The organism is Halothece sp. PCC 7418, assembly GCF_000317635.1.
GTDB lineage: Bacteria > Cyanobacteriota > Cyanobacteriia > Cyanobacteriales > Rubidibacteraceae > Halothece.
On the sequence record NC_019779.1, the window covers coordinates 1,678,912 to 1,692,417 of the forward strand.

Here is a 13,506-nt window from a genome sequence, read left to right on the forward strand (position 1 = left end):
CACCTTGTCATCCACCAGGACGAAGTTTAAAGCGGATCGCGATCGCGGTAATATTATCATGACCTTGTTTTTCCCTAGCAAAATTAATAAAATCTAACAAACTGCTTTCGAGATTCGTCTTCGATTGCAACCAAGAACTGAGATGGTCTTCAGCATAAGTTTCCAGGAAATCCCCATCCGATAAACCATCACTACACAAAATCAATAAAGTATCCTCTTGTATCTCTAAATATTGGATGTCTGGATTCACTTTACTATTTTTGCGCGGACCTAACGCTTGGGTTAATTGATAGGCATTAGCAAGATTATAAGCATCTTCTGGAGACATTCCTTTGGCAATTTCCCGTTGACCCACTTCATGATCCACCGTCAACTGAAAAACATCCCCATAGCGATTGACTTGATAGGCGCGAGAATCTCCCACGTGCGCGATCGCAACCTGGGTATCTTGCACTAACGCCATCACCAAAGTAGTTCCCATGCGTCCTGCACCGGATCGCGCTTTATCCTGGTTTACCTCATGAATTTTCTCATTTGCCAAGAGAATCCCTTCTCGAATTATATCTTCATCAGGGAGGTCTTCTCTCCAGTGGCTTTCAAAATAACGCTGTAACGTTTCTACCGCCATCGCACTAGCGACTTCTCCCGCAGAATGTCCCCCCATACCATCACACACAATATACAATCCCCGCACTTGTGTCGTTGTTTCTTGGGGAGATTCCTCTTGACGCATCTGGGTTTGAATCCCAAAATAATCTTCATTATGGCGACGGCGACCAATATCCGTTCCCCCAGCATGATCGATACGGTCTAACTGCATTGCAAACGCCATAGTGGGAGCGTCTTCAGCATCTGTCATTAACTCGCCCAAAGCTGATTCGGCTTCTTGTTCAAAATTATCTTCATTATTGAGGGGTTGATTATAATCTTCGCTATAGCTCATTTTTAGTTACACGATTCTGAATCAAGAACAATTAGTAATTCCAGATGCCGAACATAAGACAGCTTCCCGTGGGTAGAATAACATAGCCGATGCAGTGATTGACACTCTTACATTTATCATTAATAATTTTTTCTTAAGTATTTGTTGACTTTCCTCACTAGGGGTTAAAATCCTAAAAAGGACGGCAAATCCATAATGACACTGCTGTTATTCACACTCGGTCTCAATTCTCAGTGGCAGCGTGTCACTGATTAAACGGTCTCTAACCATAAACTTCAGTGTTAGTGATTTTCCCCATTGTCTATTCTTAACTGTCCATTGTCCATTGTCCATATTTAACCTCTTGGAATTTGGATAACTTGTAAATTATTCATGGCGTATCAAATCTTAGTAATAGAAGACGAAGACGTAATTCGAGAAACGATTGTTGAACTCTTGGCTGCTGATCAATTTGCTCCCATTGCAACGGATAATGGCGAAGAAGGCATTGACATCGCAATTCGTGAGCAACCTCACCTAATCATTTGTGATATTGTAATGGCTGATCTCAGTGGTTATCAAGTGTTAGAGCAGTTGAGGAAGCAAGCGGAAACTCGTTTCATTCCATTTATCTTTTTAACGGCTAAAGCCTCTCATCAGGCTTATCGGGAAGGAATGGAACTGGGAGCGGATGATTATTTAGTGAAGCCTTTTACCCAAGACGAACTGCTTCGTGCTGTTAAAACTCAGCTTCGTAAAAAATCACTCTTGCAAACTCAGGTTCATTCCTATCATGAAGAAATCAAAAAACTGAAAAAAACAAACCATCAGCTTCAGCAACGGAAACAGATTCAAGAAGAGATGTTGAAGACATTGGTCGAAGATTTACGGGGTAACTTCAGTAAACTAACTTTAGCGATTTATTTACTCAAAACTGAAACTGCTGAGGATAAACGAAACCAGTATTTAGAGGTATTAGAAGAAGAATTAAAATGGAAAAGTCAACTGCTTGACAAAGCCTCGAACCTCCATCATGTCATCAATTCAGAAAACATGAATTTTCTGCAACGTTACAAGTTCTTTGAAGCCATCGACCAAGATCAAGAAGATGGCAGTAATGGCATCATCAATCCCAAACCCTAACAACTTTTGGAAACTATGGCAACTGGAAAACTAATCAACGGTGAATGGCGTAAAGAAGGGTACGAAAAAGACGAAGACGGTCGTTTTTTGCGGAATCCGACGACCTTCAGAAATTGGATTTCTAAAGACAGTCAAGAGGGTTTTCTTCCAGAAAGCGGACGATATCATCTTTATGTTTCTTTAGCTTGTCCTTGGGCGCATCGGACTTTAATTATGCGTAAACTAAAAGGATTAGAAAATGCAATTACTCTCTCTATTGTTGACCCTTATATGGGAGAAGAGGGATGGCAATTTTCTAACGCCTCTGGTACGATTCCTGATAGCATTCACGGGGCGCAATATCTGCGAGAAGTTTATGTTAAGGCTGACCCACACTACACAGGGCGCGTTACTGTTCCCGTTTTATGGGATAAAAAAACAGCAACAATTGTGAATAATGAATCGCGAGAACTCTTGCGAATGTTTAACCATGAGTTTCAAGACATTGCAGAAAATAAAACCGATTATTGTCCGCCAGATTTAAGAGCAAAAATTGAAGAAGCCATTGCTCAAATTTATAACCCAATTAATAATGGTGTTTATCGGGCTGGGTTTGCTCAGTCTCAAACCGCTTATGAAGAAGCAGTGAGCGAACTATTTTCAGCTTTAGATTATTGGGAGGGGGTTTTAGGACAACAACCTTATTTGTGTGGTGAACAAATAACAGAAGCAGACTGGTGTTTGTTTACGACCTTATAGCGTTTCCTAGTTGGTTGAGGTACAAAGCGAGTCGGTGGATGTTCATGGTTCATGGTTCGTGGTTCATTGATTAACAACCAACAAAGAACGAAGAACAAAGAACAAAGAACAAAGAACCAAAGTTTAGAATGTACCTCATGAGATTGGGAAGTGCTATATTATCAAATTCATCCCCACATTAATCCTAGTGGAATTGTTCCCAAAGGTCCTGTTTTAGATTTAGAGAAACCGTAAGCGTTATGATCGGGAGTAACACAGCAAGCCAGTAAAAACGATCGCGCGGTATGGAAAAATTTTTTAAAGGGTTTGAAGACTTAATTGAATTAGCCAAAACTCTCGAAGAAAAAGTCGAAACAGGGGAACTGAAAACCGACATCCGAGTAAACTCTCGCCCCTTAACTAATATTCCTTCTCAAGGAAACATCCCCCGTACTCAAAACCGAGATCAAGGGGGAATGGGAGTCGAAAACTTAAACAATGCTTCAACTTCAGAAACAGAAGAAACCCCTCCCAGCACCTCTTTCAGTGAAATTGGCGGACTCAAACCGATTATTCAAGAGTTAACAGAATTAGTGGGTATTCCCCTCAAACGTCCCCAATGGCTAGAACAATTAGGGCTTGAACCGACAACGGGCGTGCTGTTAGTAGGACCCCCTGGAACTGGAAAAACCCTCACCGCAAAAGCACTCGCCCAAAGTTTAGGGGTGAATTATATTGCGTTAGTTGGTTCAGAAATTATGAGTAAATATTATGGGGAAGCAGAAGCACGGATGCGAGGAATTTTTGAAAAAGCAGCCCGTCACGCCCCCTGTATTTTATTTATTGATGAATTAGATAGTATCGCGCCCGATCGCGCTAAAGTGGAAGGAGAGGTAGAAAAGCGCGTTGTCGGACAACTCCTCAGCCTGATGGATGGCTTTACCACAACATCAGGGGTGGTTCTCCTCGGCGCAACGAACCGTCCCAATCATCTGGATCCCGCCCTGCGCCGTCCTGGACGATTTGATCGCGAGGTGGTGTTTGGTGTTCCTGATGTTACGGAACGGGAAGAAATTTTAAGGGTGTTGACCCGGAAGATGCCTCTGGCGGAAACCGTCGATTTAAAACAAATTGCTCAGTTTGCAGTGGGGTTTGTGGGGGCGGATCTCAAAGCATTAACCCAAAAAGCAGCCTATACCGTTTTAAGAAACGCAATTTCCACGGAAAATACCAGTTTTGAAGCCATTGATTTACCCGAAACTGTTAACCTCACTCAAGGAGACTTTTTAGAAGCGTTAAAAGAGGTAAAACCGAGCGTCTTACGTACCGTTTCTGTAGAAACGCCAGTGGTAAGTTGGGATGAGATTGGCGGGTTAGTTGAAATTAAACGCACCCTACGAGAAGCCGTAGAAGGGGCGTTACTGTATCCCGAATTGTATCAACAGACAGGGGCGAAAGCACCACGAGGGATTTTATTATGGGGAGAACCTGGAACCGGAAAAACGCTTTTAGCCAAAGCCCTCGCTTCCCAAGCCAGGGCAAATTTTATTAGTATTAAAGGGGCGGAACTGCTCAATCGTTGGGTGGGAGCCAGTGAAGAAGCGGTGCGCGAAGTGTTTAGTAAAGCGCGACAAGTTGCGCCTTGTGTGTTGTTTATTGATGAAATCGATACCTTAGCTCCAGCGCGAGGACGTTATCAGGGAGATTCTGGAGTCAGCGATCGCGTGGTGGGACAAATCTTAACAGAAATCGATGGGATTGTTGAAGCAAGCAATGTTCTAGTGGTCGCAGCAACCAACCGTTATGAGAGTCTTGATCCTGCTTTATTGCGCTCTGGACGCTTAGACCTCCAGCTTCAGGTAGCATTACCCGATTATGACAGCCGTCTTGCCATTTTAAACATTCATAATCGCGATCGTCCTTTAGCCGATGTGAACCTAGAACAGTGGGCGCAAACAACAGAGGGTTGGAATGGGGCTGATTTAGAATTACTGAGCAATCAAGCTGCTTTGTCTGCGGTGAGAAATGCAACAACGCAGGGGATTCAAAATCTGAACGGCTGTCGGATTACACCTGAAGATTTCCAATCTGCTTATGAGCGTTTAACCCAGCAGCGATCGCGCTGTTAAAAATTTTTAGGTTGGGACTTGTCACCCTCATTTTTATCGTGCTACTATTAGTAAATGTGCGCGGGTAAGGCTTACTTGCCACGGGTCGCTAACTCAACGGTAGAGTACTCGGCTTTTAACCGATTAGCTCTGGGTTCGAATCCCAGGCGACCCATCAAAAGTAATCAACTCATTCGCTGAAATTAGGGGCGGTTGTGGTCTCGCTCAAATCTAGTGACCGTTTAATTGGTAATGTGACGCTTTTTCAAATGGATAAGGCTTAACCCCCCATTAGGGAAGAAATTCTGCGATAACTTTCTGGCAAAATAAGAGACAAACAAGACTCAATTTTAAGAGTCCTGTTCATAGCTCTTTAGAAACTTTTTCTCCTATTCAGTCCTCGGACAAGAGAGAACAGAAAGAAAATGACTGCAAGCAATCACTCCATGAATCCTTCCTTTGCTCGCTCTTGGTTAACGCCAGATGGAACAGCCACCCCAGATGCTGACCTCGCTCCAGCACAGCTTTCCAATCAACAACTGATTTTACGCTGTCAACAAGGGGTTAAACCCGATCGCGCTGCGTTTTCCGAGTTACTACGGCGACATCAATCTCATGTGGAAAAAATGCTGTATCATCTCGCCCCAGACTGGTCAGATCGAGCGGATTTGGTGCAAGAAGTCTGGATTCGAGTTTATCGTAATATCCAACGTCTCAAAGATCCCATGAAGTTTCGCGGTTGGCTCAGTCGGATTACCACTAATTTATTTTATGATGAGCTACGGAAACGGAAACGCTTTAAAAGCCCAATTTCCTTAGACGCGCCCCGTCAAATTGATGATGGGGAATTAACCTTAGAAGTGCCAACAGATTTTCCGAGTCCCGATCAAGATTTGAGCAGTCAAGAATTTTATGACCAACTCAATCGCGCGATCGCGGAATTACCCGAATCTTTCCGAAGCACCATTGTTTTACGAGAAATTGAAGGACTGTCCTATGAAGAAATTGCTGAGATCACAGGAGTCTCTCTAGGAACAGTCAAATCAAGAATTGCCAGAGCCCGAGCCAAATTGCAAGATGTCTTGCAACCCTATTTTGAGTTAGACTAAGAGAAAATGCTGCTAGCAACTTCTTAGTTTTGACTCCAATCACTCACCACGCCTTTCTATTCGAGTATTGCTTTGGAAGTGGGCGTAAAGTAATGACTAAGAAGCGACATTACTCACAAAGCAATAACGAGGAAAAAGATGGACAACCAGCAACGCTTTGAGTTGTTAAGTGCTTACCTTGATCAAGAACTTTCTCCAGAAGAAACAAAAAAGGTTGAACAGTGGTTAAAGGAGGACGAGGAAGCACGACAAACCTATCAAAGGCTCTTAAATTTGCGATATCGTTTGCGGGAAATGCCAGTTCCCTCCTCACAACTTTCCCCAGAAGTTTTAACTGAGAAAGTCACCACCCAAGCTCGTAATCAAACCTTAAGACAGGTTGTAGTTTGGGGTGGGGGGACAATTGCTGCTCTCTTCGCTGCGATTATGACTGGGGTTTTTTCCGCAAGCGATGTTCCAATTCCCCGTTTTGCGCGATCCAATGAGGCTCAAATCTCTAGTAATGGTCTCATGATCGCTTTGGATCGACCGATTATGGAAATTCCCGAAGATCGCTCTTCATCAGAAGCAGAGGGGTCTTCATCGACTTCGCCAACATCCCGATGATAAAAAGACTCCCCCCAGTTGTTGGACACGCCAAAATGTCATGCGGTAGCCCCAAGCAGCACCTAAAGATTCTCCCGAAGGAGTGTAAAGGGTGACCGATTCTCGTTGATATAAATTTTCGCTTGCTGGACGATGGGGATCGTAATCTTCTAAATCATCCATGTCCGCCAAGACGCTGTCATCAGGAAAGGTTAGCAATACCCCACTGACTTGGGTATCGCCAACGGTCATTGCAGGATAGCCAACACTTAAAGCATACAGATGACCATAGGTATAAGCGGGAGTCATCTCACTGACTTTTCCCTGGCAGTAACGCTGAAAGTTGACTTCTCCAGGTTTGAGTGTTCCGTAAACAAATACTCTCACCAATCTCCTCACTTCACTTGATAACTATAGGATGCCTTCAGCATATGATAAGTCACAAGCAATTGTGTCAAGGCAAGAGGATAACTTTGGAGGGTTTCACCCGTTGTCCCCACCACTTTTCCAATTTTGACATCACTATCCACTTCACAGAAGTTCGAGAGATAGGGCACATCCGAACAAAGCACTTTTTCCATATCAATCACTTGTTCTTTCGTTGCATTTCCCTGCACTTCTAAAACATCCACCGGTTTTCCCATATCGCGATCGAGCTCTAACCCCACTGCACCATTTTCTGGTTTGGATTCAAATAATCGCACTAAATCTGGGTGAGGAATCGTTGGTCTTAAAACTAGGCGCACATTGAGATGACCATTGCTTTCTTCGCGATGCTCTTTCGGGGGATAAAAACTGACGATGACATCCGCCCATTCCCGTTGCGGACGAATAAAGGCTTCTGAGTCGGGTTCTCGTTTTTGCAAGGCTTCTAAAACTTGTTGTTCCGTATAACCCCGCTTGCGAGTATCCCGTTTCACTTTCCAAGTGGCTCGCAGCGATTCGGGTGGGGCAAGATACACCTTAACATCAAAGGCATCGCGACAAGCGCGAGTGTAATAGCCCAGTAAGCCCTCTAAAATAACAAACTTTTTCGGTTGAATATATTCGGGTGGGTCAAACTGACCCGTATCGTGGTTATAAATCGGCTTGAGAATCGGTTGTCCGCCTCTTAGGAGCGCAATATGCTGCTGCATGACATCAAGATAGTTACAGTCTGGGTGGAGGGCGCTGAGACCGTTTTCTTTGCGTTGAGCGCGATCGTAGCGGTGATAATCGTCCGTGCAAATGACTGTCACATTGTCTTCTCCCAAAATCTGGGCAATTCCTTTTGTTAAAGTTGTTTTTCCCGCTGCGCTATCACCGACAATTCCAAGAATAATTCGACGTTCAGCCATAGTATTTTTTTTATTAACTTTCAACAGTGCGATTAATTTTACCTGCTTTTGGGCAATTTTCCTGAATTTGTTTACAAGGATTCAAGAATAAATAAGTAATTCTCTCTATCAACAAAAGAGAAAGACTAACCCCTTAATTTTTAATTATTTCTAATTCAATTGCTGAGTAATGACAGCATCTAAAAGCATCAGTCCTTCCTCTAAACTCTTAATTTGTGAAAGCTGTTCTCGCAGTTGAGAAGCTCCAGGAAAGCCTTTCGCATACCACGCCAGATGTTTCCGCGATTGATAAATCCCGCGATCGCCGCGATATTCCCATAAGCCTTGCAAATGTTCTTTGGCACAAGTTAAAAGCTCGATCGGAGTCGGTTGTGGACGTTTTTTTCCTGTTTTTAAGTAATGATCAATTTCGCCCACTAAAAAGGGATAACCCAGTGTTCCCCGCGAACACATGACTCCATCTGCGCCAGTTTCTTCTAAACAACGAATGGCATCATCAACGGAAAAAATATCGCCATTGGCAATCACAGGAATGGTTAAATGAGCTTTGACTTGTTTAATCCAATGCCATTGCGCCTTCCCATTGTAGCCCTGCGCCCGAGTCCGACCGTGTAAGGTGAGCATTTGCGCCCCTGCGGTTTCCATGCGTTTCGCAAACTCAAGGATATTGATTTCTTCTTCACTCCAACCGAGACGAGTTTTGACAGAAACGGGAACATCCACCGCATCCACCACCGCTTTCACAATCGCTTCTGCAACTTCGGGTTGACGCAATAAAGACGAGCCACCCCCTTTTTTCGTAATTTTATTAACGGGACAACCCATATTAATATCAACCGTTTGCGCTCCCTCTGCAACGGCTTTCTTAGCAGCTTCCCCCATAAAGTCTGGACGACAGTCAAACAGTTGAATACTGATCAGGGTTTCATCGGGTGCAATATTCATCACTTGTGGAAGCTCTTTTAAATGATGAATTTCCTTTGCACTGACCATTTCGGTATAAAGCATGGATTCGGGGGCGTAACGACGCACTAAACGCCGAAACACCTGATCGGTCACCCCCGATAACGGGGATTGTAAGACGCGACTGTTGACGGTAACTGAACCAATGTTAAGGGTTGTATTTTGAGTGAGGGTGGCTGTGGACATAATCTCCAAGGGATCAAGGTTTTTCAGAGTATAAACGGTGACCAAAGAACAAGGAACGAATAACCAAGAACAAAAATTTACAGATGTCTCTGCTCATCCTATAACTAGCTGACATTCATTTTTTCTTCTGATTGCGCGATCGCGAGACCTTCTTTTAGAGCCTCTAAACGATCATCCATCCAGTGTTCATCAGGAATCAAGCCTGCAATGCCTAAATTTTCTAAACGGCTTTTGACCTTTCCTGTAGCACCAACAATCATCACTTCGCGTTTGGCGTTGAGTGCTTCTTGAATAGCATTTTCTAAGGATAAGGAAGAGGTGACTCCTAAAACGGGAACTTCACTTAAGTCAACAATTAAAACATCATAATTGCTAATTGCCCGATGTTCCCGCGCGATCGCCTTCGCCACCCCAAAAATCATCGGACCACTGAGATGAAACAGTAAAACCCGTCCATTAGCAACATCTAGAATTTCTTTTTCCTCAGGACTGAGAACAATTTGATCATCCGCGTCAGTCACGGCTTTCACCGCATTATTTTGCACTTGCGAGAGGCGATCAATGGTGAGAATATTAGCAATAAAGACTCCCACCGCAACAGCGACCATTAGATCTACAAATACTGTCAGCAGGACAACACCATAAACAATTCCCGCAGCCTTCCAAGAAATTTTGTGAACCCGTTTTAAGAAGCCCCAATCAATAATATTAATCCCGACTTTTAAGACAATTCCCGCTAATACCGCCAGAGGAATGCCAGTGGTTAACGGTGCAGCCCAGAGTACAATGACCAATAACACTAGGGCGCGAGTTAAGCCCGATACCGCAGTCCGTCCCCCCGCTTGGATATTAACAACCGTGGGTGTTGTTGCGCCAGATCCAGCAATTCCACCGCCTAAACCCGTGATTAAATTAGCAATTCCTTGACCAATTAACTCCTTATTGGCTTTGTAGTCTTGACGAGTTAAGCCCTCAGAAACGACACAAGTCAGCAAACAGTCAATCGAGCCAACGGTTGCCAAAATAATCGCATTGACAAACATCAAGCGTAAATTACCAGCCGTAAACGTTGGCAGCTGTAAGTCGGGTAAACCAGGGGTGATTTCGCCAATGGTGCCAATCGTCCGAATCTCCATCCCACTGAAGAAAATCATGGAAATGGCTGTCCCAATCATCAGAGCAATTAACTGTGGCGGAACCACTCGTTTCCAGCGCGAGGGATATAAAAATAAAATGGCTAAGGTAATGATTCCTAACAAAGTCTCCCAAGGGTCAAGATTGGCGATCAGCATCGGGAGATTGCTGAGTACCCCAAGCACCCCTCCTTTTGGCGTTTCTTGTCCTAAAAAGGGGGCAAGTTGGACGAAGATTAAAATCACCCCAATCCCAGTCATAAAACCAGAAATGACATTATAGGGAAGCATCGTAATATAGCGTCCCAAGCGAAGCACGCCAAACAGAATTTGAAATCCGCCCGCCATCATAATGACAGTAAATGCCATGGCTAACCCTTGTTCTGGGTTATTGGCTGTGAGTTCGGTAATCACTGCGGTGACAATGACCGTCATCGGACCCGTTGGCTCAGAAATCAGGCTCGGCGTGCCACCGAATAACGCTGCAAAAAAGCCAATTAAAACCGCTCCCCATAAGCCAGCAGCAGCCCCAGCACCAGAAGCAATACCGAACGCTAACGCCATCGGGAGCGCAACAACTGCAGTTGTGATTCCCCCAAGGATATCCCCTTGGAGATTCCGAAAATGAATCGTGTTTGTAATATTCATATAAAGGTTTCCAATAATAACCCAAAATTAGTTTAATTGATTCACCGAAATAACAATACAGGAAGTTGGGTACTTCTCAGCACCTGCGCGGTTGTACTCCCAATAACAAGAGGACGAATGCGACTATGTCCGTAAGCCCCCATCACAATCAGGCTGATATCGTGACCATCGGCGTAACTAGCAATAATCTTTTCGGGAGCACCTTCTAAAATCTGACAAATCGGCTCAAACCCCGCTGCTCGTGTTTGTTCTTCTGCTTCCTGATTCCGTTTTTGGGCTTTTTTATCTTGAGCGGTTCGTGCCACTGTGAGGATATGGAGTTGTAGTCCTTTGAAAGCTGGCGACTCCACTAGAAATCGCAACATCTTCTGAGAACTTTTCCCCCCATCGTAAGCAAAGAGTAAGCGCTGAATGGGTTTAAACTGACGGGAAGTAACTAAGCACGGTTTATGACTCCCCCGCAAAATGCGCTCTGTGTTCCCGCCCAAATGATTGGACGCAAAGGGGGCATTTTCGCCACGCTTGCCCAAAATAATTAAATCGGCGTTGGTTTCAAATTCGTGAAAACAATCCACCAGAAAGCCTGTTTCGTGGATGGTTTTGACCTGTTTTACTCCTTCCGAAATCAACCGTTGTTTTGCCTCTTCGAGGATCAGTTTTGCCCGTTCGTGATTAATTTTTGCTTTTTCATGTTCAATCTCCACTAACTTACTCAGGAGATCTTTAGCTGCATCAATGCCAATGCTACCGCTTAAATTTCCCGTTTCAATGGATTTTTGAGAGCGAACATCGGTAACATATAGAACATCAACACCAGCATCTAGGCGGGGGGCTAGCCAAGCTGCATAATGATAGCTTTCTTGGGCAAAAGCAGAGCCATCGGTGCATAAGAGAATGTGTTTCATCGATTTGAATTAATTAGTGACTAGCAACTTTTTCGAGGGCATCGGGTTTATCATGAATGGCAAGGCGATCGAGCATTTTGGCACTGTCTTCATTCAATCCCACCAGTTCCACTTCTGCGCCATGACGACGGAATTGAATGACAACCTTATCAATAGCAGCAACCGCAGCCTGATCCCAAATATGAGCATGAGTGAGGTTAATCGTCACGCGCTCAATATCTTCTTTTAAGTCAAAGGCATTGATAAATTGCTCCACGGAAACAAAAAAGATTTGTCCAGCGACATGATAAGTACAGTGCATCCCATCCGGACTGACGGTTTTATCGACAAAGACGACTTGCGCGATCTCACGGGAGAAGAAAATGGCGCTGAGGGCAATTCCCACTAAAACCCCAATCGCTAAGTTATGACTCAAAACGGTAATGACAACGGTTGTGATCATCACCGCTGTTTCAGTGCGAGGAACGCGAGGAAGATTCCGAATCGAAGACCAACTAAAGGTTCCAATTGACACCATAATCATCACTGCAACGAGGGAAGCCATGGGAATCTGCTGCACCCAATTTCCCAGCACAAGAATGAAAAACAGTAATAAAATCCCAGAGGTAAAGGTAGAAATGCGCTTGCGTCCTCCCGATTGGATATTAATCACCGATTGACCAATCATGGCGCACCCTGCCATTCCGCCAAAGAAACCCGTAATAATATTGGCAATGCCTTGACCTTTGGCTTCACGATTTTTATCGCTAGGTGTGTCAGTTAACTCATCAAGGAGGGCTGCGGTCAGCAAGGTTTCTAATAAACCAACAATGGTTAATGTCAGCGCAACGGGGAAAATGATTTGTAATGTCTCTAAATTAAAGGGAACATCAGGGAAGTGAAAGATGGGAAAGGTGCTGGGAAGTTCCCCCATATCGCCAACAGTGGGGACATCGACATCAAAAGCAATGGAAACTGCGGTCAGGACAATAATAGCAACTAAGGGGGACGGAACTGACTGGGTAAGCCTTGGAAATAGATAAATAATGCCTAAACCCACTACAACCATGACATAGACTTCCCATGGTTTATCGGTTAATTGAGGCAGTTGCGCCATAAAGATGAGAATCGCAAGGGCATTGACAAAGCCGATCATGACTGCGCGGGGAACAAATTTCATTTGCTGATCCAGTTTGAGAATCCCAAAGACGATTTGTAAAATACCTGTTAGGACACTGGCAGCAAAGAGATATTCTAAGCCATGCTCTTTCACTAAATCTGACATTAACAGTGCCATTGCCCCCGTTGCACCAGAGATTAAGCCTGTGCGCCCACCAAAAATGGCAGTAATGATCGCAATAACAAAAGAAGCATATAACCCCACTTTGGGGTCAACGCCAGCAATTAAAGAAAACGCGATCGCTTCTGGAATTAAGGCTAATGCGACAACTGCACCAGCCAGAATATCTTTTTGTGTATTAGAAAACCATTCTCGTCTTAATAAATTTAAATCCAAATTTTCTCCTTAATCTTAATAACAACGTTCATAAAAAAGTAAAATAATCCCAAGTATATGGCGTTTCCTAGTTGGTTGAGGTACGTAATGCGAGTCGGTGGATGTTCATGGTTCATAGTTCGTGGTTCATTGATTAACAACCAAGAAATAACAAAGAACGAAGAACCAAAATTTAGAATGTACCTCATGAGATTGGGAAGTGCTATAAGTCATTGAATTACTCACTGGAATGACTTACAAATTACTCTTTATATT

General features: G+C 44.0%; 12 protein-coding genes and 1 tRNA gene. 6 read left to right on the forward strand and 7 right to left on the reverse strand.

Features of this window, described 5'->3' with window-relative positions:
• Nucleotides 1–7: 7 nt before the first annotated feature.
• Nucleotides 8–943, reverse strand: coding sequence for a serine/threonine phosphatase (locus tag PCC7418_RS07605; protein ID WP_015225597.1), 936 nt, complete (start codon nt 941–943; stop codon nt 8–10).
• A 372-nt stretch (nt 944–1,315) separates the two neighbouring features.
• Here PCC7418_RS07605 and PCC7418_RS07610 point away from each other — a divergent pair, with 372 nt between their 5' ends.
• The 6 genes from PCC7418_RS07610 to PCC7418_RS07635 all read left to right on the forward strand — a co-directional run bounded on the left by PCC7418_RS07610 (nt 1,316) and on the right by PCC7418_RS07635 (nt 6,605).
• Nucleotides 1,316–2,065, forward strand: a complete 750-nt coding sequence (locus PCC7418_RS07610; protein ID WP_015225598.1) for a response regulator — start codon at nt 1,316–1,318, stop codon at nt 2,063–2,065.
• 15 nt (nt 2,066–2,080) lie between these two features.
• Nucleotides 2,081–2,803, forward strand: coding sequence for a glutathione S-transferase family protein (locus PCC7418_RS07615; RefSeq protein WP_235620768.1), 723 nt, complete (start codon nt 2,081–2,083; stop codon nt 2,801–2,803).
• Nucleotides 2,804–3,087: 284 nt separating this feature from the next.
• On the forward strand, nt 3,088–4,911 hold the full coding sequence (locus PCC7418_RS07620; RefSeq protein ID WP_015225599.1) for an AAA family ATPase: 1,824 nt from the start codon (nt 3,088–3,090) through the stop codon (nt 4,909–4,911).
• An 82-nt stretch (nt 4,912–4,993) separates the two neighbouring features.
• Nucleotides 4,994–5,065 (forward strand) — tRNA-Lys (locus PCC7418_RS07625).
• Between the two features lie 271 nt (nt 5,066–5,336).
• Entirely contained in the window at nt 5,337–5,999 is a 663-nt protein-coding gene (locus tag PCC7418_RS07630; RefSeq protein WP_015225600.1) for a sigma-70 family RNA polymerase sigma factor, read from the forward strand.
• A 138-nt stretch (nt 6,000–6,137) separates the two neighbouring features.
• Nucleotides 6,138–6,605 carry an anti-sigma factor gene (locus PCC7418_RS07635; RefSeq protein ID WP_015225601.1) on the forward strand — a complete coding sequence of 156 codons (468 nt, stop codon included), beginning with the start codon at nt 6,138–6,140 and terminating at the stop codon, nt 6,603–6,605.
• On the opposite strand, the gene PCC7418_RS07640 is transcribed toward PCC7418_RS07635, so the two are convergent.
• The 6 genes from PCC7418_RS07640 to PCC7418_RS07665 form a co-directional block, all read right to left on the reverse strand.
• Nucleotides 6,579–6,971 (reverse strand): gamma-glutamylcyclotransferase, encoded by a 393-nt coding sequence (locus PCC7418_RS07640; protein ID WP_015225602.1) that lies wholly within the window; start codon nt 6,969–6,971, stop codon nt 6,579–6,581. The genes PCC7418_RS07635 and PCC7418_RS07640 overlap by 27 nt on opposite strands.
• A gap of 8 nt (nt 6,972–6,979) precedes the next feature.
• Nucleotides 6,980–7,921: a phosphoribulokinase gene (locus tag PCC7418_RS07645; protein WP_015225603.1), complete on the reverse strand. Its 942-nt coding sequence runs from the start codon at nt 7,919–7,921 to the stop codon at nt 6,980–6,982.
• Nucleotides 7,922–8,071: 150 nt separating this feature from the next.
• Nucleotides 8,072–9,070, reverse strand: a complete 999-nt coding sequence (dusB, locus tag PCC7418_RS07650; RefSeq protein ID WP_015225604.1) for a tRNA dihydrouridine synthase DusB — start codon at nt 9,068–9,070, stop codon at nt 8,072–8,074.
• A gap of 104 nt (nt 9,071–9,174) precedes the next feature.
• Nucleotides 9,175–10,851 carry a SulP family inorganic anion transporter gene (locus PCC7418_RS07655; protein ID WP_015225605.1) on the reverse strand — a complete coding sequence of 559 codons (1,677 nt, stop codon included), beginning with the start codon at nt 10,849–10,851 and terminating at the stop codon, nt 9,175–9,177.
• Between the two features lie 41 nt (nt 10,852–10,892).
• Nucleotides 10,893–11,756, reverse strand: a complete 864-nt coding sequence (locus PCC7418_RS07660; RefSeq protein ID WP_015225606.1) for a universal stress protein — start codon at nt 11,754–11,756, stop codon at nt 10,893–10,895.
• A 13-nt stretch (nt 11,757–11,769) separates the two neighbouring features.
• Nucleotides 11,770–13,251 (reverse strand): SulP family inorganic anion transporter, encoded by a 1,482-nt coding sequence (locus tag PCC7418_RS07665; RefSeq protein ID WP_015225607.1) that lies wholly within the window; start codon nt 13,249–13,251, stop codon nt 11,770–11,772.
• Nucleotides 13,252–13,506 lie beyond the last annotated feature (255 nt).